General features: G+C 62.5%; 19 protein-coding genes, 1 pseudogene and 1 riboswitch. Of the genes and pseudogenes, 10 read left to right on the top strand and 10 right to left on the bottom strand.

Going from position 1 to position 24,136, the window contains the following annotated elements; all coding sequences use genetic code 11:
* Nucleotides 1–98: 98 nt before the first annotated feature.
* From ACD578_RS19440 to ACD578_RS19425, 4 genes are all read right to left on the bottom strand, one after another.
* A complete protein-coding gene (locus tag ACD578_RS19440) occupies nucleotides 99–800 on the bottom strand; it encodes an ATP-binding cassette domain-containing protein (protein ID WP_152710242.1) in 702 nt (233 codons plus the stop codon).
* Entirely contained in the window at nucleotides 787–2,361 is a 1,575-nt protein-coding gene (locus ACD578_RS19435) for an ABC transporter permease subunit (protein WP_404287678.1), read from the bottom strand. Before ACD578_RS19435 ends, ACD578_RS19440 begins: the two co-directional genes overlap by 14 nt.
* A gap of 9 nt (nucleotides 2,362–2,370) precedes the next feature.
* Nucleotides 2,371–3,375 (bottom strand): thiamine ABC transporter substrate binding subunit, encoded by a 1,005-nt coding sequence (gene thiB, locus ACD578_RS19430; protein ID WP_404287676.1) that lies wholly within the window; start codon nucleotides 3,373–3,375, stop codon nucleotides 2,371–2,373.
* A 68-nt stretch (nucleotides 3,376–3,443) separates the two neighbouring features.
* A riboswitch (TPP riboswitch) is annotated at nucleotides 3,444–3,550 on the bottom strand.
* Between the two features lie 47 nt (nucleotides 3,551–3,597).
* Nucleotides 3,598–5,940: a Tex family protein gene (locus ACD578_RS19425; RefSeq protein ID WP_404287674.1), complete on the bottom strand. Its 2,343-nt coding sequence runs from the start codon at nucleotides 5,938–5,940 to the stop codon at nucleotides 3,598–3,600.
* Nucleotides 5,941–6,124: 184 nt separating this feature from the next.
* Here ACD578_RS19425 and ACD578_RS19420 point away from each other — a divergent pair, with 184 nt between their 5' ends.
* The 5 genes and pseudogenes from ACD578_RS19420 (at nucleotide 6,125) to ACD578_RS19400 (ending at nucleotide 12,385) form a co-directional block, all read left to right on the top strand.
* On the top strand, nucleotides 6,125–7,435 hold the full coding sequence (locus ACD578_RS19420) for an Hsp70 family protein (RefSeq protein WP_404287672.1): 1,311 nt from the start codon (nucleotides 6,125–6,127) through the stop codon (nucleotides 7,433–7,435).
* A gap of 91 nt (nucleotides 7,436–7,526) precedes the next feature.
* Nucleotides 7,527–10,313, top strand: coding sequence for a phosphoenolpyruvate carboxylase (gene ppc / locus ACD578_RS19415; protein ID WP_404287670.1), 2,787 nt, complete (start codon nucleotides 7,527–7,529; stop codon nucleotides 10,311–10,313).
* An 86-nt stretch (nucleotides 10,314–10,399) separates the two neighbouring features.
* Nucleotides 10,400–10,570, top strand: a pseudogene (locus ACD578_RS19410) (plasmid stabilization protein); the annotation flags it as partial.
* Between the two features lie 101 nt (nucleotides 10,571–10,671).
* Nucleotides 10,672–11,583, top strand: coding sequence for a dihydrodipicolinate synthase family protein (locus tag ACD578_RS19405; RefSeq protein ID WP_404287668.1), 912 nt, complete (start codon nucleotides 10,672–10,674; stop codon nucleotides 11,581–11,583).
* A gap of 22 nt (nucleotides 11,584–11,605) precedes the next feature.
* Entirely contained in the window at nucleotides 11,606–12,385 is a 780-nt protein-coding gene (locus ACD578_RS19400; RefSeq protein WP_404287666.1) for an SDR family oxidoreductase, read from the top strand.
* A 44-nt stretch (nucleotides 12,386–12,429) separates the two neighbouring features.
* Here ACD578_RS19400 and chrA read toward each other — a convergent pair whose 3' ends face one another.
* The 3 genes from chrA to ACD578_RS19385 all read right to left on the bottom strand — a co-directional run bounded on the left by chrA (nucleotide 12,430) and on the right by ACD578_RS19385 (nucleotide 15,576).
* On the bottom strand, nucleotides 12,430–13,878 hold the full coding sequence (gene chrA, locus ACD578_RS19395; RefSeq protein ID WP_404287664.1) for a chromate efflux transporter: 1,449 nt from the start codon (nucleotides 13,876–13,878) through the stop codon (nucleotides 12,430–12,432).
* Nucleotides 13,829–14,653, bottom strand: a complete 825-nt coding sequence (locus ACD578_RS19390; protein ID WP_404287662.1) for a chromate resistance protein ChrB domain-containing protein — start codon at nucleotides 14,651–14,653, stop codon at nucleotides 13,829–13,831. Before ACD578_RS19390 ends, chrA begins: the two co-directional genes overlap by 50 nt.
* Nucleotides 14,654–14,787: 134 nt before the next feature.
* Nucleotides 14,788–15,576: a TIGR00730 family Rossman fold protein gene (locus tag ACD578_RS19385; protein ID WP_404287660.1), complete on the bottom strand. Its 789-nt coding sequence runs from the start codon at nucleotides 15,574–15,576 to the stop codon at nucleotides 14,788–14,790.
* 387 nt (nucleotides 15,577–15,963) lie between these two features.
* Between ACD578_RS19385 and ACD578_RS19380 the strand changes: the two genes are divergently transcribed.
* The 3 genes from ACD578_RS19380 to ACD578_RS19370 all read left to right on the top strand — a co-directional run bounded on the left by ACD578_RS19380 (nucleotide 15,964) and on the right by ACD578_RS19370 (nucleotide 19,845).
* Entirely contained in the window at nucleotides 15,964–17,160 is a 1,197-nt protein-coding gene (locus tag ACD578_RS19380) for a fumarylacetoacetate hydrolase family protein (protein ID WP_404287658.1), read from the top strand.
* 2 nt (nucleotides 17,161–17,162) lie between these two features.
* On the top strand, nucleotides 17,163–18,638 hold the full coding sequence (locus tag ACD578_RS19375; protein WP_404287656.1) for an aldehyde dehydrogenase family protein: 1,476 nt from the start codon (nucleotides 17,163–17,165) through the stop codon (nucleotides 18,636–18,638).
* A gap of 418 nt (nucleotides 18,639–19,056) precedes the next feature.
* Nucleotides 19,057–19,845 (top strand): hypothetical protein, encoded by a 789-nt coding sequence (locus tag ACD578_RS19370; protein ID WP_404287654.1) that lies wholly within the window; start codon nucleotides 19,057–19,059, stop codon nucleotides 19,843–19,845.
* Between the two features lie 60 nt (nucleotides 19,846–19,905).
* Here the strand turns inward: ACD578_RS19370 and ACD578_RS19365 are convergent, their stop codons facing one another.
* Genes ACD578_RS19365 through ACD578_RS19355 form a run of 3 tightly spaced genes read right to left on the bottom strand, consistent with a single transcriptional unit; the run spans nucleotide 19,906 to nucleotide 21,627 of the window.
* A complete protein-coding gene (locus tag ACD578_RS19365; RefSeq protein WP_404287652.1) occupies nucleotides 19,906–20,745 on the bottom strand; it encodes a lytic transglycosylase domain-containing protein in 840 nt (279 codons plus the stop codon).
* A gap of 54 nt (nucleotides 20,746–20,799) precedes the next feature.
* Nucleotides 20,800–21,267, bottom strand: a complete 468-nt coding sequence (locus ACD578_RS19360) for a hypothetical protein (protein ID WP_404287650.1) — start codon at nucleotides 21,265–21,267, stop codon at nucleotides 20,800–20,802.
* A 6-nt stretch (nucleotides 21,268–21,273) separates the two neighbouring features.
* Nucleotides 21,274–21,627 carry a DUF6152 family protein gene (locus ACD578_RS19355; RefSeq protein ID WP_404287648.1) on the bottom strand — a complete coding sequence of 118 codons (354 nt, stop codon included), beginning with the start codon at nucleotides 21,625–21,627 and terminating at the stop codon, nucleotides 21,274–21,276.
* 190 nt (nucleotides 21,628–21,817) lie between these two features.
* Between ACD578_RS19355 and ACD578_RS19350 the strand changes: the two genes are divergently transcribed.
* Both ACD578_RS19350 and ACD578_RS19345 read left to right on the top strand, forming a co-directional pair.
* Nucleotides 21,818–22,117 carry an HlyU family transcriptional regulator gene (locus ACD578_RS19350; RefSeq protein WP_404287646.1) on the top strand — a complete coding sequence of 100 codons (300 nt, stop codon included), beginning with the start codon at nucleotides 21,818–21,820 and terminating at the stop codon, nucleotides 22,115–22,117.
* Nucleotides 22,118–22,414: 297 nt separating this feature from the next.
* Complete coding sequence (locus ACD578_RS19345) at nucleotides 22,415–24,130, top strand: catalase (protein ID WP_404287644.1); 1,716 nt, start codon at nucleotides 22,415–22,417, stop codon at nucleotides 24,128–24,130.
* Nucleotides 24,131–24,136 lie beyond the last annotated feature (6 nt).

The raw sequence follows: 24,136 nt of genomic DNA, 5'->3' as shown, positions 1-24,136 counted from the left end.
GGGCTCGTCCCGGCCATCTCGATTAGTTGAAGCGCGGCGCTCTTCTAATCCGGATCACCGGCACGAGGCCGGTGATGACAGGTAGAAATTTATGCGTTTCACGAATCCGAGACGGCCGCCGCAATCCTGGGCGCGAGCGTACTGTTGAGAATGTCCGCAGGTCGTCCCGATGCCACGACCCTGCCGCTTGCAACAAACGCCATCTGGTCGGCCACATCCGCCACGTCCTCCGGCGTATGAATCGTCATGACAATGGTGACCGGGCGTTTGCGCCGCAACTCGTCGACGAGCAGGATCATGTCGCGGCGCAGGCTGGGGTCGAGACTGCTGAACGGTTCGTCGAGCAGGATCAACGGGCGGCCGGAAATCAGAGCGCGTGCCAGCGCCACGCGCTGACGCTGGCCTCCCGACATCTCGCCTGGCTTGCGATCATCGAAGCCTGCGAGGCCGACCGCGTCCAGCATGTCGCCCACGAGAAGCTTCTCATCTGCACTCAGCCGCAAAGAGGGGCGCAGACCCAGCGCCACATTCTCCGCTACGCTCAGGTGCGGAAACAGGTTGTGGTCCTGGAACACGATGGCGGCCGGGCGCTTCGCCGGTTCAAGCGGCAGGAGGTTCTGTCCGTTGAAGCTCAGCGTGCCGCCTTCAGGCCGCTCGAAGCCGGCGACCATGTGGAGCAGGGTGGTCTTGCCGCCGCCGGATGGGCCGATCACGGCGCACAAAGTTCCGGTCTTCACCGACAGCGAGTAATCCGCCTCGAAGTCGGGCCAGGTCAGGCGGCAATTCTCAATCACCAGCATGGGACAATCGACCTGAAGCGTGCGCAAGGAGAACGGCGAAGAGGACGATGACGAGGCCGATGGCCGCTGCTTCGTCAAGCCGGTAGGCGCCAAGGCGCTCATAGAGAAGGTAGGGCAGGGTCACCAGTTCCGTGCCGCCGAAGAGGGCGATGATGCCGAAATCGCCGAAGGACAGGGCCATGGCCAACGCGAAGCCCGCCGCAAGCGGTCGCTTGAGAGCGGGCCAGTCCATGATCGTCAGCTTCGACCAGCCGGTGATACCGAGGGACGCCGCGACGCGGCCGTAGCGCTCCTCCGTGGTCAGCAGATGAGGCGCCACATAGCGATAGGCGAAGGGCACGGCGGCCAGTCCGTTGATGAGCGGCAGGAGAATGAGACCTGCCGTCGACGGATCACCGAAGCGCTGGATCATCAGGAACAGGCCCGCGGTCAGGGCAAAGGGCGGCACCGCGAGGAGGGTATCGGGCAGGAAGTCGTAGAAGGCGGCCATGCGCGGGGAACGTAGCACGATGCGCCGTCGTCGCGCCGCGGAAGCCAAGGCAAGGGCCAGGATGCAGGCCAGGATGGCGGCGGCGGCCGCGACGGCAAGGCTCGTGGCAAAAGCCTGAAGAAGATCGACATCGATCACATCGAGCATGTTCCGGATGCCCGTCAGCACGCTGAAGGCGAGGGGCGCGATGAAGAGGGCGCTGACGGCGAGCACGACGGTGTCGAGGACTTTCAGGCCGTCGTTCTTTGCATCCGGCCGGTGAACGAGGCTGCGGATCGTGTGGCCGACCGGCGGTCGCGTGAAGGCCCAGTGGAGCAGGGCCGTCATCGACAGGCAGATCGCAAGCTGGATCAGGGCGAGCCAGGCGACGCGGCCGAAATCGAGGTCGATCTTGAGCGCCTCGAAGATGGCTACTTCAAGTGTGGAGCGACTCGGTCCGCCGCCGAGCGCCAGCACGATGGCAAAGCTCTTGAAGCACATCAGGAAGATGAGACCGGCAATGCCGGGCAGTCCCGCGCGCAGCACCGGCCAGTCGAGATGGCGGAAGATCTGGAAGGGCGTGAAGCCGAAGGCGGTGGCGAGGCGCCAGTGCTCGGCGGGCACCTGATTCAGGCCATCCAGGGTGATCCGCGCCACGAAAGGTCCGTTCAGGAACACATGGGCAATCAGGATGCCGGGATAGCCGAAGACGCTGAAGCCGCCCTCCCAGCCGAGAAACGCGAGCAGGTCGGCGAGCCACCCGCTCCGGCCATAGACGGCAAAGACCGCAAAGACGGCGACCATGGTCGGCATCACCATGGTGGTGCCGAGGATCGCCAGAACGAGATCCCGCCCCGGAAACCTGCGGCGGGCGAGCGCGAGGGCCAAGCCGATTCCGAGAACGAGGGACAGCACGGTCGAGAGAATGGCCTGAGTCACCGAGAAGGCCAACACGCGGCCGAGATAGGGACCGATGGAGAGAAACGTCGGCGTCCCTCCATCGAAGGTGGCGAGAGCGATGAAGCCGCCTGCAACCAGACTCAAGATAGCAAAGGCCACGAGGCTTCCGGGATGCGGCAGCTTCATCGTCATGATGTGCGATCAGCGCGCCGTGGCATTGAGCCAGGCATCGGTGAAGGCGCGGCGGTTCTGCTGCACTTCCTCGGGGGTGAACAGGAGCGCCTGGCTCGGCTCGATCATGCCCTTGAGGGCTGCCGGTGTGCCGGAGGGCGGATTCTTCGCCGGATACATCCAGTTGGTCTCAGGAATGGTGGACTGGAACGGCTCGCTGAGGATGAAGGCCATGAACTTCTTGGCGAGGTCCGGCTGCTTCGTCGTGCGGGTCATGCCGGCAAGCTCCACGTGGAGGTAGTGGCCCTCCATGAAGGCGGCGGCCTTGTAGTTGTCCTTCTTCTCCGCGACGATGTGATAGGCCGGAGACGTGGTGTAGGACATCACCATGTCAGCCTCGCCCTTCAGGAACAGGCCATAAGCTTCCGACCAACCCTTGGTGAAGGTGACGATGCGCGGCTTCAGCTTGCTCCAGGCCTCGCCGGCCTTGTCGCCATAGACCTTCTGCATCCAGAGCAACAGGCCGAGACCCGGCGCGCTGGTGCGGGGGTCCTGCAGGACCAACTTCGGCCCATTGGCATTGTCGACGAGCTCTTTCAGACTCTTGGGTGGATTGGTCAGCTTGTTGGCATCGTAGACGAAGGCGTAATAGCCCCAGTCGAAGGGAACGAAAGTGTCGTCCTGCCATGCGATGGGAAGGGACAGGTGCTTCACATCCGCGCCATGCCGCGCAAAGAGATTGAGCGACTTGGCCTCGGCCACGAGGTTCATGTCGAGACCGACGACCGCATCGGCCTTGGTGTTCTCGCCTTCGAGGCGCAGGCGCCCGAGCAGGCTGCCGGCATCCTCGGCTGTGACCCAGTTCAGCTCGCAGCCGCAGGTCGCCTCGAAGCGCTCCTTGACCGGTTTGCCGGGGCCGTATTTTCCCGCGAACGAACTGTAGGTGTAAACGGTCAGCGTCGGCTTGGTCTGAGCCTGGGCAAGGCCTGCGGCGAGCCCGAGCGAAACGATGGTGAGAAGCAATCGGCGTAGCATCAGTGGCGCTCCCATGCATGAGGCAGGCCGGACAGGCGGCGCAGATTGCACGGGGCATGGCTTTTGTGGCGATGTCGCATGCTCATTCCCTCCGCCGGCATGACCCGGATCAGGTTCGACGGGTCGGCGGCCTTGCCACCTCTCAGCCTCGATTGAGGCTCCCCGTGAGACGCTTTGCTTCTAGATTAATTCAGGGACGGCGACAAGCCGCCCCAAATGCGGTTACTTCCGGCTGCCCTTGTCCTTGCCATTGGACATGGCAGCCCGGCGCAGGGCATCGGCAAGAGCGCCACCGGACGAGGGGGCTTGTGCCGCCGGCTTGCGCTCGTTCTGAGCCCGGTGCTTCTGGAATGCAGCCCGGTTGTCGTCCTGGCGGCCCGCAGGGCGCTTCTCGGCCGGATCGCTCATGCGCATGGTGAGCGAGATGCGCTTCCTCGGAACATCGACCTCGAGCACCTTCACCTTCACGATGTCGCCCGGCTTCACCACGCTGCGCGGATCCTTCACGAAGGTGTCGGCCAGCGCCGATATATGCACGAGCCCGTCCTGGTGCACCCCCACATCGACGAAGGCGCCGAAGGCGGCCACGTTGGTGACAACACCTTCCAGCATCATGCCAGGCTTCAGGTCGCTGATCTTCTCCACGCCTTCCATGAAGGTAGCGGTCTTGAACTCGGGGCGCGGATCGCGACCGGGCTTTTCCAGTTCGCTCAGAATGTCCTTCACCGTCGGCACACCGAACTTCTCGTCCGTAAAGCTCTGCGGGTTAAGCTTCTTCAACACGGCGCCGTTGCCGATCACGACCTTGATGTCGCTCTTCGTGGCCTCGAGAATTCGACGCACGACCGGATAGGCCTCAGGATGGACGCCGGAAGCATCGAGCGGATCATCGCCGTTCGGAATGCGCAGGAAGCCCGCGGCCTGCTCGAACGTTTTCGGGCCTAGGCCTGAAACCTTGGTCAGCGCCTTGCGGGTCTTGAAGGGACCGTTGGCGTCGCGGTGGGTCACGATGTTCTGTGCCACCCAATCGCCGAGGCCTGAGACGCGGGCGAGCAGTGGGGCCGAGGCGGTATTGAGGTCGACGCCGACCGCGTTGACGCAATCCTCCACCACCGCGTCGAGGGAGCGGGAGAGCTTAAATTCCGCGAGATCGTGCTGATACTGCCCGACGCCGATGGATTTGGGGTCGATCTTCACGAGTTCAGCCAGCGGGTCCTGCAGGCGGCGCGCGATGGAGACGGCGCCGCGGATGGACACGTCGAGGTCCGGCAGCTCCTGGCTGGCAAAGGCGGAGGCGGAATAGACCGAGGCGCCTGCTTCCGAGACCATGATCTTGGTGAGCTTCAAATCCGGGTGCTTCGTGACCAGCTCGCCCGCGAGCTTGTCGGTCTCGCGCGAAGCCGTGCCATTGCCGATGGCGACGAGCTCGACCTTGTGCACGCGGCAGAGCCGCGCCAGCGTTGCAACGGACTCATCCCATTGGCGCTTCGGCTCATGCGGGTAGATGGTATCAGTGGCCACTACCTTTCCGGTTGCATCCACCACGGCGACCTTTACGCCGGTGCGGAAGCCCGGATCGAGGCCGAGCGTCGGGCGGGCGCCGGCAGGAGCGGCGAGCAGCAGGTCGCGCAGGTTGCCCGCGAACACCTTCACCGCCTCGTCCTCGGCGAGCTGCCAGAGGCGCATCTTCATGTCGAGCTCGATGGAGAAACGCAGCTTCGTGCGCCAAGCCCAGCGGACCGTCTCCAGAAGCCACTTGTCGCCGGGACGACCCTGATCGACGATGCCGAAGGCTAGCGCCGTGCGGCCCTCGTAGCGGCTGATATAGCCGGGTTCGGCGCTGTCCTTGTCCTCTTCCATGCGAAGATCGAGGATCTCTTCCTTCTCGCCGCGGAAGAGCGCGAGGATTCGGTGAGAGGGAAGCTTTGTCAGCGGCTCGGCAAAGTCGAAATAGTCGGCGAATTTCGCGCCATCCGTTGCCTTGCCGTCGCGCACCTTCGAGGTCAGGCTGCCGCGCTCCCAATAGGTTTCGCGCAAGGCTCCCAGGAGTTCCGCATTTTCCGCGAAGCGTTCGACCAGAATCGAGCGGGCGCCCTCCAGCGCGGCCTCGGGCGTGGCAACCTCCTCCGCATTCACGAAGCCAGCCGCCGTCTCTTTCGGCTCGCGGGCCGGCTCGCTCAGGAGCACGTCGGCCAGGGGTTCAAGGCCCGCTTCCTTGGCGATCTGAGCCTTGGTGCGCCGCTTGGGCTTGTAGGGCAGGTAGAGATCTTCGAGGCGCGCCTTGGTGTCGGCGGTGTTGATCTGAAGCGCCAGCTCATCGGTTAGCTTGCCCTGCTCACGGATGCTGTCGAGGATCGTCTTGCGGCGGTCCTCCAGCTCGCGCAGGTAGCGCAGGCGCTCGTCAAGGGTGCGCAGCTGGGCATCGTCCAGGGTGCCTGTGACTTCCTTGCGGTAGCGCGCGATGAAGGGAACGGTGGAACCGCCGTCGAGCAGCTCGACGGCTGCCTTGACCTGCCATTCCTGAACATTCAGTTCGTTCGCAATGCGCTGACCGATGGATAGCATGAAAGTCTCCGAAGAAGCATAAGGCGCGGCTTCTACGGTGCGCGATGCCACCGGGTCAACGGCCCGTCCACAGCGCCAGGGTCGCAGTGCCGATAGGGAAGGCGAATTTCTGACGATTCCTCTTGGCTCGGGAAGCCTTGGCGTATAGACCGTCCGGCCCTCCAAGCCGTCCTCCGAGGTCCCCATGCCCCCGTCCCACGATTTTTCCATCGGCATCGATTTCGGAACCAGCAACACGGTCGTGGCCATTGCGGATCCGGACGGGCACGTGGAGGCGCTGACCTTCGATCATGGCGGAGAGCGCCTCAAAGTCTATGTCACGGCGCTCTGCTTCTGGGACGAGCGGCACGGCAACGGCCTTCGCACCGAGGTCGAGGGCGGTCCCTGGGCGATCGAGCAGTTCCTGGAGGGGCTCCATGCCCACCGCTTCATCCAGTCGTTCAAGACCTTTGCGGCCAGCGCCACCTTCAAGGAAACCCGGATCTTCCGCGAACGGTACGCCTTCGAGGACCTGTTGAGCGCGTTCCTGCGCACCCTCGCGCGTCATGGCGGCTCCCGGCTGGATTGGGGGGCGAGAAACGTCGTCATCGGCCGGCCGGTCCGGTTTGCCGGCTACAATCCGGACGACGATCTCGCCATGCGGCGTTACCGGACCGCCTTTGGCAGGCTCGGGGCGGAGCAGGCCCGCTATGTCTACGAGCCGGTCGGGGCGGCCTTCTTCTATGCGCGGCAGCTCGATCACGATGCCACCGTGCTCGTGGCGGATTTCGGCGGCGGCACCAGCGATTTCTCCGTGATGAGGTTCTCGAAAGCCGGCGGCGTGCTGCGGGCCGAGCCGCTGGGGCATGCCGGTATCGGCCTTGCCGGAGATGCCTTCGATTACCGGATCGTCGATAAGGTCGTCTCGCCACGTCTCGGCAAGGGCGGGCTCTATCGCTCCATGGACAAGATCCTGTCGATCCCCAACCACTACTACGCCAATTTCGCACGGTGGAACCAGCTCGCGATGATGAAGGGCAGCGGTGATCTGAAGGAACTGCGCGAGCTGGCCCGCGTCGCCCTCGAGCCAGAGCCGCTCGAAAAATTCATCGATATCATCGAGTACGATCTCGGATTTGCCCTCTACCGCGCCGTGTCATCGGCGAAGGTTGCACTCTCGAGCAACGAGGAAACGGACTTCCGCTTCCAGGGCGAAGGCGTGGATATCAAGGCGCGGATCGCGCGCGCCAATTTCGAGTCATGGATCGCGGAGGACGTTGACCGGATCGCTGGAACGGTCGATGAGGCTCTTTCCAAGGCCGACGTGAAACCGGGAGAGATTGAGCGAGTCTTCCTCACGGGTGGCACGTCCTTTGTCCCCGCCATCCGCCGCCTGTTCGTGGATCGCTTCGGTGAGACCCGCCTGACATCCGCAGATCAGTTCGAGTCCATCGCCTATGGATTGGCCCTCATCGGCCAAACGGAGGCGCCGGAGCGTTGGGCCGTCACGAATTAGGCGAAACTTAAAATAAAATTACGCTTGCCGTCCAGTGGCAAAGGGTTTTATTTCGCAGTGCAGCAAACGCGCCTGAAGCGGGAGCCCTCCCATGTCCCTGATCAATCCTGACGTCACGCCTGAAAAGGATTTTCCTCTTCGCGACGACATCCGGCTTCTGGGGCGAATCCTCGGCGACACGATTCGCGAGCAGGAGGGCGAGGCTACCTTCGAGATCGTCGAGCGCATCCGCCAGACCTCGATCCGCTTTCATCGCGATGAGGACGAAATCGCTCGCCGCGAGCTCGAGACGATCCTGAACAGCCTCTCGCGGGGTCGCACCAACCAGATCATCCGGGCCTACAGCTACTTTTCGCATCTGGCGAACCTTGCCGAGGACCAGCACCATGTCCGCCGCTCCCGCGCCCATGCGATGGCGGGCGCTCATGCCATGGAGGCGGCGGCTCCGCGTGAGGGAACGCTGGCCCGAGCCCTCAAGCTTATCCAGGAAGCGGGCATCAGCCATACGGCCCTGCAGGCCTTCTTTGCTTCCGCCCTTGTCTGCCCGGTCCTGACGGCGCATCCGACGGAAGTGCGCCGCAAGAGCACCATCGACCGAGAGATGGAAATCTCCCAAATCCTGGCGCAGCGTGACCGGCAGCACCTCACCCCAGAGGAGGAAGTGACCTGCCAGGAGGCTCTTCGCCGCGCCATTCTCACTCTCTGGCAGACGAGCATCCTGCGACGTAACAGGCTGAAGGTGATCGACGAGGTCATGAACGGCCTCTCTTATTACGACTACACTTTCTTCAAGGAACTGCCGCGGGTTTATGCCTCCCTGGAGGATCAGCTCGCGGCCATGGATCCTACCTGGGGGACGGTGGAGGTTCCCTCGTTCCTGCGCATGGGAAGCTGGATCGGCGGCGATCGCGACGGTAATCCCTTCGTGACGGCGGACGCATTGCGACAGGCTCTGCTGCTGCAAAGCAAGCACGCGCTCGGCTTCTATCTCGAGGAACTCCATTGCCTGGGCGCCGAACTGTCGCTCGATGGGCGCTATGTGAACATTTCCGACGAGGCCCAGGAGCTCGCCAAGGCGTCTCCAGATCTTTCGCCTCATCGCCAGGACGAGCCCTATCGCCGGGCGATCACGGGCATCTACGCGCGCCTTGCGGCAACCGCCACCCGGTTGGGGCATGGCGATGTGGCGCGTCATGCGGTGGGCGAGGCACGTGCCTATGACAGCGTCGACGAATTCGAAGGCGATCTTCTGATCCTGCACCGTTCCCTGCGGTCGAACGGATCGGGCTCCCTGTCGCGAGGCCGCCTGCGCAAACTGCGCCGCGCCGTCGACGTGTTCGGCTTCCATCTTGCAAGCCTCGACATGCGTCAGAACTCCGACGTTCATCAGCGTGTGGTTGCCGAACTCTTCGAGAGAGCGATTCCCGGCACCGACTACGAAGGGCTGCCGGAAGAAAAGCGTGTCGCCCTGCTCCTCGAAGAGCTGCGTACGCCGCGCCTCCTCACATCGCCCTATGTTGAGTACTCGCCGGAAATCTCATCCGAGCTAGCCATCGTTCACGAAGCCGCTGAAGCCCATCGACGCTATGGCCGCGCGGCCGTGCCGAACTACGTCATCTCCAAGGCAAGCGACCCGTCCGATATACTGGAAGTGGCTCTTCTCCTGAAGGAAGCGGGTCTGTTGCGTCCACGCGAAGGCGAGATGGATGTGAACATCATCCCGCTTTTCGAAACCATCGCGGACCTGCGCCATTGCAGCGGTGTGATGGATGCGCTTTTCACGCTGCCAGATTACATGCGGCTGTTGCGCAGCCGCGGTCAGGCTCAGGAGGTGATGCTCGGCTATTCCGACAGCAACAAGGACGGCGGCTTCCTCACGTCGGGGTGGGAACTCTACAAGGCGGAGATCGAGCTGATCGACGTCTTCAAGCGCCACGGTGTTGCCCTTCGGCTCTTCCACGGTCGCGGCGGATCCGTGGGCCGTGGCGGCGGGCCGAGCTATCAGGCGATCCTGGCGCAGCCGGGCGGGGCGGTGCAGGGCGCGATCCGCATCACGGAACAGGGCGAGGTGATCGCTGGAAAATACTCGAACCCGGATCTCGGTCGTCGTAACCTCGAAATCCTGGCCTCCGCGACCCTTGAGGCCTCTCTCCTGCATTCAGGCCAGCCCGCTCCAAACGAGGAGTACCTGAAGGCCATGGAGGAACTCTCGAACAGCGCCTTCAAGGCCTATCGGGCGCTCGTCTATGAGACCGAAGGATTCGAGCGCTATTTCTGGGAATCGACGGTAATCGGCGAGATCGCCAATCTGAACATCGGCAGCCGGCCCGCGTCGCGAACGAACTCGCGGCGCATCGAGGATCTGCGCGCCATCCCGTGGGTGTTCGGCTGGGCGCAGTGCCGCCTCATGCTGCCGGGCTGGTACGGCTTCGGATCAGCCGTCAACGAATGGCTCGAGAAGCGGCCCGATACCGGTTTGGCGCTTCTGCAGGAAATGTACCGCGAATGGCCCTTCTTTCAGGCGCTGCTCTCGAACATGGACATGGTGCTGGCGAAGAGCAACATCGCGATCGCTTCACGCTATGCGAAGCTCGTCGAGGACGAGGCGCTGCGCGAGGCCATCTTCCCGCGCCTGCGCCACGAGTGGGAGGATTCGATTAGGCAACTGCTCGCCATCATGCAGCAGCAATCCCTGCTCGACGACAATCCTCTCTTGGCCCGATCAATCCGCAACCGCTTCCCTTATCTCGATCCGTTGAATCACCTGCAGATCGAACTGTTGAAGCGTCACCGTTCTGGCGATGCGGACGAGCAGGTCGTGCAGGGCATTCATCTCTCCATCAACGGCATCGCGGCCGGATTGCGCAACAGCGGCTAGGAAACAGAGTTTCGGAACCGTGTTCGGGCTTCTCGGTTAAGCCTTGGAGAGCGCATCCCAAGGTCTTAGCGCGAGAGGAGAACACCATGTCCCGTGGCGACAAGTCTACCTATACCGACAAGCAGAAACGCAAGGCCGAGCATATCGAGGAAGGCTACGAGAACCGTGGCGTTTCCGAGAAGGAGGCCGAGCGGCGCGCCTGGGCCACCGTCAACAAGCAGGACGGCGGCGGCAAGAAGAGCGGTTCCGGACGCGGCTAAAGATGTATCGTCGGCAGCAGCTAAGGTAGTGCGCCGGGCGGAAAGCGGGTGTATGGAGGGGCCCTGACCTCTCGCCCCGCCTTGTCACGGAGGAAGCCTTGCTCACGAGTTCTGCCGCCGGCGTCTATGTCATCTGCCCCACGCCCTTCGAGAGCGACGGGCGCGTGGATGTTGCTTCGACCGACCGAATGGTCGAAGCCTATCTGAAAGCCGGTGCCACCGGGCTGACGATTCTCGGCATCATGGGCGAAGCGCCCAAGCTGGCGGCGGATGAAGCCCTTGCCTTTGCCCGTCAGGTGATCGCCACGGTGGCAGGACGCGTTCCCGTGATCGTCGGCGTGTCGGCCGCGGGCTTTGCCGCCATGTCGGGCCTATCCTCCAAGGTGATGGATGCGGGCGCCGCCGGCGTCATGATCGCGCCGCCCTCCACCCTGAAGACCGACGACCAGATCGTCTCTTATTACGCCGATGCGGTGGAAGCCATCGGCACGGATGTGCCCTTCGTGATCCAGGATTACCCGCTCACGACCAATGTGGTCATGACGCCGAAGGTGATCATGCGGATCATTGAGCAGCACCCCTCCTGCGCGATGCTCAAGCACGAGGATTGGCCGGGTCTCGACAAGATCACGACCCTGCGCCGTGCGAGCGATGCCGGTCAGGCGCGCCGCGTGTCGATTCTCTGCGGTAATGGCGGCATGTTCCTCCCCTTCGAGATGGAGCGCGGCGCCGACGGCGCCATGACCGGCTACGCCTATCCCGAAATGCTGGTGGGGGTGGTCAATCTCATCAACCAGGGCAAGCGGAAGGAGGCGCACGATCTCTTCGACCGTCACCTGCCGCTGGTGCGATACGAGACTCAGCCCGGAGTCGGTCTCGCCGTGCGCAAATACGTACTGAAGCGGCGCGGCATCATCGCGTCCGACACGCTGCGCAAGCCCGGGCCGAAGCTGAGCCCGGAAACCATTGTCGATATCGAATGGCTGATGGAGCGCATCGAGCGCTCGTAATGCAACAAAGGGAGTTTCACGTATGGAAACAGGGTTGAAAGGAAAGCGCGCGCTCGTTCTCGGCGCGAGCAAGGGGCTGGGCTTCGGGATCGCTCAGGGCTTGGCGGAGGAGGGCGCGCGCGTCGCCCTCGCCAGCCGCACGATGGAAGGCTCGAAGGCTGCAGCCGACAAGATCAGCAAGGACGTCCTGCCCTTCATCTGCGATACCGGCAAGGTCGATCAGGTCGATGCGCTGGTCAAGGATGTGACGGGAGCGCTTGGCGGCGTCGACATCCTCGTCCTCAACAGCGGCGGCCCGCCACCCGGCAAGGCGCAAGGAGTGTCGTCCGACCAATGGCGCCAGTCATTCGAGGCCATGTTCGTCAATCTCGTGCGGATTGCCGATCAGCTTCTCCCCGGCATGATCGAGCGCAAGTTCGGCCGCATCATTTCCGTGATCTCCTCCGGCGTGATCCAGCCGATCCCCAATCTCGCAATCTCGAATGCCATTCGGCCCGCGCTCGTAGGCTGGGGCAAGACCCTGGCGAGCGAGGTGGCATCCTCAGGCGTCACCGTGAACGCCATCGCGCCGGGCCGCATCGCCACCGATCGCCTGAAGCAGCTCGATGCCGCCAATGCGGAGCGCACCGGTCGCTCCGTTGAGGATGTGGCGAAGGCCGCCCGCGCCGGCATTCCGGCAGGACGCTACGGTGAGATCGAGGAATTCGCGGCAGCGGCCGTCTTCCTCGCGAGCGAGAAGGCCTCGTTCATGACCGGCTCGATCCTGCGCGTCGATGGCGGGCAGATTTCTTCGACGACCTGAGCCGGATCCGATACGAGCGTGAGGCGGAAGGCCGCCTCACCTCTTCAAGCGATCATCCCCGTCCAGTAAAGGACAAGTCCCGCAATGGATGTTGCTGCAAGCGTCGGCAGCATCCCGACGTGAAAACGGAACATGGCAAGGATGGCTGCTCCTGAGAGAAGCAGCGCCCATCCGTTGACGCTCTCCCATACCGGCGCATCGAGACTGAACGGCCCCCATTCCACCGCCTGAACATTGCCGAAGATCGTGTGAATGCCGAACCAGATCGCAAGGTTCAGGATGACACCGACGACGGCGGCCGTGATGGCGGACAGGGCACCGCTCAAGGCTCTGTTGCCGCGGAGCACCTCGATGTAGGGTGCCCCCAGGAAGATCCAGAGAAAGCAGGGTGCGAAGGTCACCCATGTGGCGAGGAGACCGCCGAGCGTGCCCGCCAGAAGCGGCGGGAGCGCACCGGCATCCCGGAACGCGGCCATGAAGCCCACGAATTGCAGCACCATGATCAACGGGCCCGGTGTGGTCTCGGCCATGCCGAGGCCATCGAGCATCTCGCCGGGCTGCAGCCAGCCATAGGTCTCGACCGCCTGCTGAGCCACATAGGCCAGAACGGCGTAAGCTCCGCCGAAGGTGACCATCGCCATCTTGGAGAAGAAGATCGCGATCTGGCTGAAGACGTCGTCTCGCCCGAGGATCAGCACGAGAGCCAAAACCGGCACGAGCCAGAGCGTCAGCCAAGTCGCCGCGACACGTACACTTCGGCCCATGTTCGGAGAAGCGTGGGCGGGAAGATGCTCCCCCAGGAGATTGTCGTTATCCTGCGCGTCATTACCATGGTTGCCGGCTTGGAACTGCGGGAGACCCGCTCGCCCGCCGAAAAAGCCGATCAGCCCGGCAGCGAGAATGATCAACGGGAACGGCGCATCGAAAAAGAAGATCGCCACGAAGGCTGCCGCAGCGATCCCGATCAGGATGCGGTTCTTCAGCGCCCGCTTGCCGATCCGCACCACCGCCTCAAGCACGATGGCGAGCACGGCGGCCTTCAGGCCGAAGAAGAGCGCCGCAACGATGCCGATCTTGCCGTAGAGGGCATAGATCCAGCTCAACCCCATGATGGCCACGATGCCGGGCAGGATGAACAGCCCGCCCGCCATGATGCCGCCGAGGGTGCGGTGCATGAGCCAGCCCACATAGGTGGCAAGCTGCTGCGCCTCCGGTCCCGGCAGCAGCATGCAGTAGTTGAGAGCGTGGAGAAATCGAGCTTCGGAAATCCAGCGCTTTTCCTCGACCAGGATCCGATGCATCACGGCGATCTGCCCGGCCGGCCCGCCGAAGCTCAGGGCCGCGACACGCAGCCAGACGCGAAAGGCCTCACCCAGCGAGACTCCATGGCTGGGCAAGGCCTGAGCGGTAGGCTGGTCTGAGTTCTGCAGAGTCTCGCTCACGTCAGGCCCCCGGCTTCTTCGAGGGCCAGTTGTGCGTTTCTTCTGTCGCATCGCGGCACCAGCGATAGAAGGCATCGTAGAGCATGAGCCCGGCCTCGAGCTGCGCGAGATCGTCCGCGTACATCCGTGACAAGCCCAGCGAGGCGGCGAGTAACCCGGGCACCTCCGGCGCCAGGTCGGGCCGGGCCGTATCGGCTCCACGGACGATGGTGGCGAGGCGCTTCAGGGGAGCGGTAGAGAGGCCGAACTCCTCGACCATGACATCGAAGGTACAAAGCTCGCCACGATGGCTCCAGAAGGCATCGTCGCCTTCGATATCGAAAGGCGTGGCTGAAAAGCGTGCCGCCACGCCCTGGACCTCCGAGGTCGGGACGAACAGGAAAACGGCATCGGGGTCGACGAAGCGACGGATCAGCCAGGGGCAGGCAATCCGGTCGATCTTGGGGCGCGAGCGCGTGACCCAGATCGTCCGTCCTTGGCGATCGAGCGCTGGAATCCGGTCTGCCGGGACCATGGGCAAGCCGGCCTGCGCCCAGGCCAGCGTTCCGCCTTCGAGGGAATCAGCCGAGGATCCGGCGTGGCGCAGCCAAGCTGCCACGCCGTGGCTGAGCTTCAGGCCTTTCTGGCAGATCACGACAACGGAATGGCCCGCAAGTTCATGCGCCCATTCCGCAACGGTCTCGAATGATCGGCGGCTGGAACCAGGGATCAGGCGAGGATCGCTGGCAAAGTCCTCATCGGTGCGCACATCGATGAGGAGAGGGCGTTTCGGCATGCCGATAAGGCGCGCGAGTTTTTCAGGCGAGATGGTGTTGAACGACGACATGGTTGCATCCGTAATGGTTCAGAGCGGATGCGATGCTTGGGCATGTCGCCTCGTGGGGAGATCGCAATCCCCATGGGACCGATCACAATTCAACCCTCCGGTTTTGTCAACTCAATTCGACAGGGCCGCCTCGATCAGAAATCCTGCTCGGAATCTCTTTCCAGAGTCTGCACGACGAGACCGTTCTCAATGAGGGCGGTCCACACGTCCTCGGCGCTGTCGGCAAAATTGACGAGTTTGCGGTCGTGCTCGCTCACCATGCCATGTTCGAGCAGGGCATCGAACTTGATGACCGATTGCCAATAGGCCTTGTCGAAGAGGACGATCGGCAGGGGAGGCGCCTTGCCGGTCTGGCGAAGGGTCAGGATCTCGAACAATTCATCCAGGGTTCCGAACCCGCCAGGGAATACCACGAGGGCATTGGCCCGCATTGCCAGGTGCATCTTGCGCATGGCGAAGTAATGGAAGCGGAAGGTCAGATCCGGGGTCGAATAGGCATTGGGTTCCTGCTCATGGGGTAGGGTGATGTTGAACCCGATGGAGGGGGCTCCCACGTCCGACGCCCCCCTGTTCGCCGCCTCCATGATGCCCGGGCCGCCGCCGGTGGCGATCACGTTATCCCGAGTGCCGCTGGTAACAGTCAAGGCGCCGCCCCGCTGTGACGCGATGGCGCCGAAGGCGCGGGCCTGCTCGTACCAGAACGGGTGCTTTCCGGATCCGTTCTCCCGGATGCGGGCGCTGCCGAACACGACGATCGTGGAGCGCACGCCCCAGATGCGCAGGCTCTCCTCGGCTTTCGCGTATTCCAGCATGAACCGGACGCCCCGCATGGAATCGCCCAGGAGAAAATCCTGGTCCATTGCGGCCAGCCGATAGGACGGCGAGTTGAGGCTTGCTGGTTTCGAAGGCTTGCTGTCATCCATGGAATAGGACTCCTTTCACGCAGCCTGCACAAAGCACACTTTCGAAGCCGGATTAACTCCCCCTTCGACGGGAACGGACCCTCATGCGGTCCAAGAGGTGGATCACCCACCGATTCCGAGGGATGGAGGCCTCTTAACCGCGCTGCGCAACGGACGACGGACGAAGTTTGTTCCGAGCTTTCCCCGGTCGAAGCCACGGAAAGTCATTTTACCTATAGCCGCTCGCGTCTTGGTGGCTATATCAAGGGCGCACGAGCGCATCGTGCGGAAAAAGGGATCCGGTTTTCCGCACGATGCGCCCATCAAAAGAAGGAGCATTGGACCCATTGGGGCGATGCTCAGGGAAGAGGGCGGAAACGGCCCTAAACGGAAAGCGAGCGCCAGCCGATGGACCATCTGTCTTCGACGAACATAGCCCGAATTCTGCCAGCCGACGGGTTCCAAGGAGCCCTTGTCGGACGCGTCTGGCGCCCCGGCATCGGGCCTTCCGTGGTCGTGGTTCGGGAGGATGGTCTCTTCGATATTTCCTCGACCTGTTCAACGGTGAGCGGGCTTGCCGCCATGGATAATCCAGCCGCCATGGTGAGGTCCGCTCGAGGCGAGAGAATCGGGTCTCTCGAAGAGATCGTGGGGAATACCGCGCCGGACAGTCGGGATCGGTCAAAGCCATGGCTTCTGGCTCCGATCGATCTTCAGGTCATCAAGGCGGCTGGCGTCACCTTCGCGGTCTCCATGCTGGAGCGTGTTATCGAGGAGCGGGCGCGGGGCGATGCCAGTGCCGCAGCGGCCATTCGGGCCGAGGTCCTGCGGCTCGTGGGCGACGATCTGAGCCGGCTCAGGCCCGGGTCACCCGAAGCCATGGCCCTAAAGGACGTTCTCGTCGCTCAAGGAGCGTGGAGCCAGTACCTCGAGGTCGGAATCGGTCCCGATGCGGAGGTGTTCACCAAGGCCCCAACTCTCTCGGCTGTAGGAGCCTTCATGGATGCGGGCCTGCATCCCAAATCCACCTGGAATAATCCCGAGCCTGAGGTGGTGGTGATCGTCACCGCTCAAGGCAAGATCGTCGGCGCCACGCTCGGCAACGATGTGAACCTGCGCGATTTCGAAGGGCGCTCCGCGCTGCTTCTCTCGAAGGCGAAAGACAACAACGCATCCTGCTCGGTCGGCCCTTTCGTCCGGTTCTTCGACGAGTCCTTTTCGCTCGACGATGTGCGCCAGACCAATGTAACGCTGACGGTGGAAGGCGAGGACGGGTTCAAGCTCGAAGGCTCGTCGTCGATCACGAAGATCAGCCGCGATCCTGAGGACCTTGTCGCTCAAACCGTCGGTCCCCACCATCAGTACCCGGATGGGTTCGTACTCTTCCTTGGAACGATGTTCGCACCCACACAGGATCGAGACGATTCCGGCATGGGGTTCACGCACAAGCGGGGCGACATCGTCACCATTGCCGCTCCGAAGCTTGGGGCGCTGGTGAACCGCATGAAGCCGAGCTCCGAATGCGAGCCATGGAGCTTCGGTATCAGCGCTCTCATGTCCAACCTGGCCCAACGGGGCCTCATCAACACCAGACAGGCAGGTTAACGATGACAAAGAACTATATTGCAGGCGAGTGGCTCTCGGCGTCAGACGCCTCAGCGAACATCAATCCATCGAACACCAACGACGTGGTCGGCGAGTATGCCCGCGCTTCGGTGGCCGAGGCCGAGCGCGCGATTGCCGCCGCTTACGATGCCTTTCCGGCCTGGTCGCGTTCCTCGATCCAGCAGCGCCACGACATTCTCAAGGCCGTTGGTGACGAGATTCTTGCCCGCAAGGAGGAACTCGGCCGCCTGCTCTCGCGCGAGGAGGGCAAGACCCTGCCCGAGGGTATCGGCGAGGTGACTCGTGCCGCACAGATCTTCCTCTTCTTCTCCGGCGAATGCCTGCGGATGGCCGGTGAGAAGGTGCCGTCCGTGCGGCCCTTCGTCGATGTGGAGATCACCCGCGAGCCGGTGGGCGTCGTCGGCCTGATCACGCCGTGGAACTTTCCCATCGCGATTCCGTCATGGAAGATCGCGCCGGCGCTCGCTTACGGCAACACGGTGGTGTTCAAGCCTGCCGACCTCGTGCCGGGTTCGGCCCATGCGCTCTCCGAGATCATCATCCGGGCCGGTGTCCCCGCGGGCGTGTTCAACCTGGTGATGGGCCGCGGCTCCGTGGTGGGTGAGGCCATGCTGAACAGCCCCAAGGTCTCCGCCATCTCCTTTACCGGATCCGTGCCGACGGGTCGCAAGGTTGCCCAGACCTGCATCACCGCCGATCCGATGAAGAAGGTTCAGCTCGAGATGGGCGGCAAGAACCCGATGGTGGTGCTCGACGACGCCGACCTGAAGGTAGCGGTGGAATGTGCCGTCAACAGCGCGTTCTTCTCCACCGGCCAGCGCTGCACAGCCTCCTCGCGTCTGATCGTCACGGACGGCATTCACGACCGGTTTGTGGCCGCCATGCAGGAGCGGATGCAAGGGCTCGTCATCGATGACGCCTTGAAGGCGGGCACGCATATCGGCCCGGTGGTCGACCAGAGCCAGCTCGATCAGGATCTGAAGTACATCCGGATCGGACAGGAGGAAGGCGCCAAGCTGGTGGCCGGCGGCGAACTTCTGAAGCGCGACACGCCCGGCTTCTATCTCGCGCCCGCGCTGTTCACAGAGGTGAGCAACCAGATGCGTGTGGCACGTGAAGAGATCTTCGGACCGGTGGCGACCGTGACCCGCGCGAAGAATTACGACGAGGCACTGGAACTCGCCAACGATACGCCGTTCGGTCTGTCGTCCGGCATCTGCACCACGAGCTTGAAATACGCTTCGCATTTCAAGCGCAACGCGGAAGCCGGCATGGTGATGGTGAACCTGCCAACCGCAGGCGTGGACTATCATGTGCCGTTTGGCGGCCGGAAGAGCTCGTCCTATGGCCCGCGCGAACAGGGCCGCTATGCGCAGGAATTCTACACCACGGTGAAGACAGCCTACACCTTTGACGGAAACGGCCCTTACGTGCCGAAGACCAAGTCGAGCGAGTAACTTAATTACTCTTACGCGTCGCATGGCCACAGCATCTCAATTTGCGAGATGCTGTGGCCATTAATTTATGTAATAGCTGAATTCGTGCGATCGACGATCCTGCTAAAATGCAGTGGTGCATGTTCTCAGAATTCTAGCGCACTGCCAGCATCGCACTCCGAACCAGCGTTAACTTTATCGACAAAACCCGGGCAGCTTTTTGTTCTGTCCATTGAACTTTGCCATGGGAACGCCATCATAGGCATCCAAGAGAACTTGTACTTACAGGCTCAAACTCCTGCAGCGGCAAAACATTGTTGCGTTCAAGTCCATGCTTGTCGGCGCGGAAAAATGAATTGCAACTTCGTTCTATTGAATATGAATGCTGCTAGTTCTGCGAGCCGGTGAGTGGCGCTCCGTCATTAGTAGAGAACTTAATATGGTTACTTCCCGGCGTTATCTCATTGCTTCTTCGCTTGCGCGTCTGATCCGCAAGGACAGAGGAGGCAATCGTGTCACGGAAGGCCACTTCCCCAACCAGGCTGACCGTAGCTCCTTCGTGGTTGTGGAGGGCGACAAGGGCAGTCTCGTTCTGCTTCATGCGGGACCCAACGGGCCGATCGAGGAGCGCACGGAGGTGCCGCGCGCTCACGCCGAGGCGCTTCTCGATGTCACGCCCGGCAAGCTCGATTATCTGCTCACCCATCTCACTGTCGGCACGCGCGACATTCAGATCGTCCGCTTCGTGACGCCGGGGCCCTTGGACCTGATCTCTGTCCCGTTCGAGAGCGACGAAGAGGCCAGGGATTTCCGTCCTCTGTCCTGGTTCGGTCCGGATGTAACGACGGAAGTGGCCTATCAGAATCGGTCCATCGCGTTGGAAGGCGCACCCCAGGCGCCCGATGTTCCGATGTCGAACGCGGCTCTCAACAGCCTGCTTGATACGCTCGAAAATCGATACTCCGCCCCACGCGGTTATACTCCGCATGCACCCGCTCGTGCCTCGGCAGAAGCCGGGACAGGACAGCGCAATGCGCCACCGGCCGCTCCTGCCCAAGCCAGCGAGAGAACGGCGCAGCCTCAACGGGGCGTTCTGTCGAGGCCCGCTGCTCCGGTCGATGCGGATCTGAGCGATGACGACGCCGGCGATGACAACGATCTGAACCTCAACATCGAGGACAACGTCATCCGCGAGTTGGCTCGTTCGCTCCGGCCCCAGCGTCGCTGACATTCGGTCTCTTTAGAATCTTTTGAGAAAAGCCTGCACCATTCGCGTGTGCAGGCTTTTTTAACTCGGCAGTACGATGCAGCTGCCGCCAACTGTGCGAATGCTCCGGCACAATTGCTCTGCCGCTTGCCGCGTTTCTGCCGGTGCGCGGACACGATAGAAGGTGCGTGTGCCGCGATAGCGCAGCCGTGTCCCGATGATCATCGGCCGCACATCCTTCAGGAGCGAAGCATAGGCTTGGCTCGTGCGCCTGAACGTGGCGAGAGCTCGGTCTTTCGAGAAGTTGCCAGCAAGCTGAACACCCCAGGGTGCAAAGGGCGCTTCGAGGGTCTCGCCACGCCCGGGGATACGGAGCGTGGCGACGATCTGCTGGCAGCTTTGCCCGGATGAACTCCGGGTGCCGGCATTTCTCTGCTCCTTGGCATCGGCTGCCCATTCCTCGGCGGATCGGCCCGTTACCGCGATCACGTAATTCCTGGTCTCGGCAGGCAATGCTCCCTGGCCTGCGAGCCAGGACGTCACCCGTGCGGGCCCTCCGTTATAGGCGGCCGCCGCAAGCCCGAGATTGCCGAATTGCTCTGCCAGATGGGCGATGAATTCAGCGGCCTTTGGAATGGCCTGCTCGGGGTCGAACGGATCGGCCAAGCCCCGTTCCCGGGCCGTGCCCGGCATGAACTGAGCGATGCCCTGCGCGCCCGCCGGACTGACGACGCGCGGGCGAAACGAGCTTTCCTGCCATATCAGCTTGGTGAGCAGATCGTGTGGAATCTGCTGGGTGCGTGCGGCTCCCTCGATCAATCGGCACAGGGCCTGCTCGACGGTCTCCGTTGACGCTCCCGGATTGGCCCAGGCGGTGCCGCAGCAGAGGGCAATTCCGCAAAGCGCCAGCCACAAGCGCATGAAGGACCTCACTGAAAGGGCGGATGATCGAATGAATGAAAGCCACGTGCCAAGCTACAAATAGGCGATCATTCGTCCTGCCAAGAGCGCGACGATCCAGGCGACGAGGGAGACAAGGGCATAGACACGGGCTTCCGGCGGCAAGGCGCCTGCGCGCAGGGCCGTTCCGAAGCGGGCGTGAAAGAGGGCGACGTTGATGAGCCCCAGGGCAATGCAGGCGAGCTTCAGGTAGAAAGCCGGGTTCACTCCGAGCGCACGGGCCTCCACCGCGAGGAGGAGCGTTCCGGTTGGAATCTGAAGCGCGAGACCGGCGGCAGCCAGGGGAATGGCATAGCGCCCGACCTGCCATGCGTGCTTTCCGTGCTCTGCCAGAACCTTCAGGTCGAAGACCGCGATGCCGCCGACGACGAAGGCTGCTCCCAGCACATGCAGCAGATTCGCGATTGTGTAGAGCCAGGCGGAATGACGTCCCGCATGGCCGAGCCAGGAGCTCTCCAGTGCGGCAAGGAGATCGAGATACATGGTGGCCTAGCGCAGTTCATAAGTCTTGCCGCTCACGATAATTCGTTCGGCTCTCATTTCCGTCGCCGCGCGAGTAGAGGGATAGCCTTCGAGCCTGACTTGCGTTCCAGGCTTGATCATGTCGGGATTGAGCCCGCGTGCGCTCATGCGAAACGGGGGCGCGAGCACCGCTTCCCAGTTTTTGCCCTGGGAGGGCACGACCAGCATGACGTGGGGATTCTCCCAGTCGGCCCGCTCGACATTGCCGGTGATCGTCATGAGGCGGGCCGCATCATAGCTGCCCCATCCGTGATGGGCGAAGGCGATGCCGCCGGTTAGGAGCGCCCCGGAGAGACATAATCCGAACAGAGGAAGTTTCATGATGGACCCCTGTGTCTCTTGAGCTAGACCAGGCGGTCAGAGTTGGCTGCGGGAGGCTTGGCGTCAAGGCGTTTGAAAGCGGGGCTCTCTCAAATCATCGGATCGTGATGGGCGGCCCGGAGGATTCGCACCTCTGCGTTGTCCCGGCTATGCTGCGGCTTCACGAATCAACCTTTGTTCAGTGGTGGCAATGGCATCGATCTTAAAAGACCTCTGGAACCGTCTAGCAGGCGGAGGCAGTGCAGGCGAGCATGAGGAGCCCGCCGCCGAGGCCGTGGAATACAAGGGGTTTCGGATCCGGCCGGCACCTTATTCCGCCAAAGGTGGATACCAGACAGCGGGTATGATCGAAAAGGATTTCGAGGCCGGCATGAAGGAGCACCGCTTCGTGAGGGCCGAGACGCATCCCAGTAAGGACGAGGCCGCCAATTTTGCGATTACCAAGGGCAAGCAGATCATCGACGAGCAGGGTGACCGCATCTTTCGCTGAGAGCCTGTTCTCAAACAGTCCAAGCCATGGCGATGGACCCGCCCGAGCGTCCTTGAGAATACCGACTACTTGGCCTGAACCGCATCTAACCGGTTCCCGCGCCACATCTGGATGAGACGCGCAACCATTGCCGTTTACGGATGTTGCCTCCGCAAACACGCTCCCTTCTGCGAGCAGCTCTCAATCAGATAATCTGATCATGCATCGCAAGATTATCGATTGGTGCTGATTGCCGTAAGTCCTTACGATCTCGTTGGGGGCGCGTTGCAATCATCCGGTCATTCAAGGGAGATCGCCATGGCCAAGAACCCTAACGCACCGTCGGGAACGTCCGATCGGGTCCTGACGAACAGACAGGGTCATCCCATCGCCGACAACCAGTCCCAGCGCACTGTGGGCAGTCGCGGCCCGGCCACGCTGGAGAATTATCAATTCCTCGAGAAGATCACCCATTTCGACCGTGAGCGCATCCCTGAGCGCGTCGTCCATGCCCGCGGTTTCGTGTGCTATGGCGAACTTGAGGTGACCGGCAAGATCGGCGACGAGCCGGCCTCCAAGTACACAAGGGCCAAGCTGTTCCAGACCGCCGGCAAGAAGACGCCGCTCGCCATCCGCTTCTCGACCGTGATCGGCGGGCGCGATTCCTCGGAGGTTGCGCGCGATCCGCGCGGCTTTGCGGTGAAGTTCTACACGGAGGATGGCAATTGGGATCTGGTTGGTAACAACCTGGCAGTTTTCTTCATTCGCGATGCCATCAAGTTTCCAGATGTCATCCACTCCCTGAAGCCGGATCCTATCACTTTCCGCCAGGAGCCGAACCGTATCTTCGACTTCATGAGCCAGACGCCCGAATCCATGCACATGCTGACCCATCTGTTCAGCCCGCGCGGAATCCCGGCGAGCTACCGGCACATGGAGGGGTTCGGCGTCAACACCTACAAGATGGTCAATGCGGAAGGAGGCACCTTCCTGGTCAAGTACCACTTCCATCCACGCTGCGGGTTGGCCAGTCTGACAGCGGAGGAGGCGGCCAAGGTGCAGGGGCAGGATCTCGGCTCGGCTTCCAAGGACCTCTATGAGGCGATCGAGCGTGGCGAGTATCCCCAGTGGGACATGTCCGTGCAGATTATGGAAGACCACGATCATCCGGAACTCGACTGGGATCCGCTGGACGACACCAAGATCTGGCCGGAAAAGGATTTCCCGCTGCGGCACGTAGGCGTCATGACCCTGAACCGCAATGTGGAGGATCACTTCAATGAGAACGAGCAGATCGCCATGGGCACCGGCGTGCTCGTGGACGGGCTCGACTTCTCCGACGACAAGATGCTGGTGGGCCGCACCTTCTCCTATTCCGACACGCAGCGCTATCGCGTTGGCACGAACTACCTGCAGCTGCCGGTGAACCAAGCCAAGAATGCCAAGGTGTCCACCAACCTGAACGGTGGGCAGATGTCCTACCGCCGCGATCTGGCGCCCGGGCAGAACCCGCACGTGAACTTTGAGCCGTCGATCCACAACGGCCTGCACGAGTCGCCCCGCGAGGAACCCAACAACCCGCCCGAGATCCGTGGACGGCTGACCCGCAGCGTGATCGAGCGGCGCAACGATTATATCCATGCCAGGGGGCGCTACTGCACCATGATGGATTGGGAGCGCGACGATCTCGTCCTCAACATGGGCACGCTGCTGGGTCAGTGCGAGCGTGACGTGCAGGAGCGCATGGTGTGGCACTTCCTGATGGTGCATGACGATTACGGCACCCGCGTCGGGAACATCCTCGGCATTACAGCCGATGACGTGAAAAATCTCCCGCCGCTGCCGAAGCAGGTCCTGACCGACGAGGACAAGCGCCGCCTGCAGAACCTCGGCAGGAACGGCGACAGGATCGACCCGAACGTCTGGGGACAGTGGACGAGTTCCGTGAAGAACTACAAGGCCTCGGCCGAGGAGGTTTTGGGAGGCATGCGCGGTGTCCCGACCGCCCCGGCAATGGGGCAGGCGGCCGAATAGGCCTCA

It is taken from the genome of Microvirga sp. RSM25, from assembly GCF_044784385.1.
Taxonomy (GTDB): domain Bacteria; phylum Pseudomonadota; class Alphaproteobacteria; order Rhizobiales; family Beijerinckiaceae; genus Microvirga; species Microvirga tunisiensis.
The sequence above is the reverse complement of the archived record's forward strand: the minus strand, read 5'-3'. Positions and strand labels throughout refer to the sequence as shown.

Excerpts from the sequence above, each read along its gene's own strand:
- ACD578_RS19360 (WP_404287650.1), bottom strand. The coding sequence starts at position 21,267 with ATGTATCTCGATCTCCTTGCCGCACTGGAGAGCTCCTGGCTCGGCCAT.
- thiB (WP_404287676.1), bottom strand. The coding sequence starts at position 3,375 with ATGCTACGCCGATTGCTTCTCACCATCGTTTCGCTCGGGCTCGCCGCA.
- ACD578_RS19425 (WP_404287674.1), bottom strand. The coding sequence starts at position 5,940 with ATGCTATCCATCGGTCAGCGCATTGCGAACGAACTGAATGTTCAGGAA.
- ACD578_RS19400 (WP_404287666.1), top strand. The coding sequence starts at position 11,606 with ATGGAAACAGGGTTGAAAGGAAAGCGCGCGCTCGTTCTCGGCGCGAGC.
- ppc (WP_404287670.1), top strand. The coding sequence starts at position 7,527 with ATGTCCCTGATCAATCCTGACGTCACGCCTGAAAAGGATTTTCCTCTT.
- ACD578_RS19390 (WP_404287662.1), bottom strand. The coding sequence starts at position 14,653 with ATGTCGTCGTTCAACACCATCTCGCCTGAAAAACTCGCGCGCCTTATC.
- ACD578_RS19350 (WP_404287646.1), top strand. The coding sequence starts at position 21,818 with ATGGCATCGATCTTAAAAGACCTCTGGAACCGTCTAGCAGGCGGAGGC.
- ACD578_RS19435 (WP_404287678.1), bottom strand. The coding sequence starts at position 2,361 with ATGACGATGAAGCTGCCGCATCCCGGAAGCCTCGTGGCCTTTGCTATC.
- ACD578_RS19440 (WP_152710242.1), bottom strand. The coding sequence starts at position 800 with ATGCTGGTGATTGAGAATTGCCGCCTGACCTGGCCCGACTTCGAGGCG.
- chrA (WP_404287664.1), bottom strand. The coding sequence starts at position 13,878 with ATGCGACAGAAGAAACGCACAACTGGCCCTCGAAGAAGCCGGGGGCCT.
- ACD578_RS19345 (WP_404287644.1), top strand. The coding sequence starts at position 22,415 with ATGGCCAAGAACCCTAACGCACCGTCGGGAACGTCCGATCGGGTCCTG.
- ACD578_RS19380 (WP_404287658.1), top strand. The coding sequence starts at position 15,964 with ATGGACCATCTGTCTTCGACGAACATAGCCCGAATTCTGCCAGCCGAC.
- ACD578_RS19385 (WP_404287660.1), bottom strand. The coding sequence starts at position 15,576 with ATGGATGACAGCAAGCCTTCGAAACCAGCAAGCCTCAACTCGCCGTCC.
- ACD578_RS19420 (WP_404287672.1), top strand. The coding sequence starts at position 6,125 with ATGCCCCCGTCCCACGATTTTTCCATCGGCATCGATTTCGGAACCAGC.
- ACD578_RS19355 (WP_404287648.1), bottom strand. The coding sequence starts at position 21,627 with ATGAAACTTCCTCTGTTCGGATTATGTCTCTCCGGGGCGCTCCTAACC.
- ACD578_RS19370 (WP_404287654.1), top strand. The coding sequence starts at position 19,057 with ATGGTTACTTCCCGGCGTTATCTCATTGCTTCTTCGCTTGCGCGTCTG.
- ACD578_RS19365 (WP_404287652.1), bottom strand. The coding sequence starts at position 20,745 with ATGCGCTTGTGGCTGGCGCTTTGCGGAATTGCCCTCTGCTGCGGCACC.
- ACD578_RS19375 (WP_404287656.1), top strand. The coding sequence starts at position 17,163 with ATGACAAAGAACTATATTGCAGGCGAGTGGCTCTCGGCGTCAGACGCC.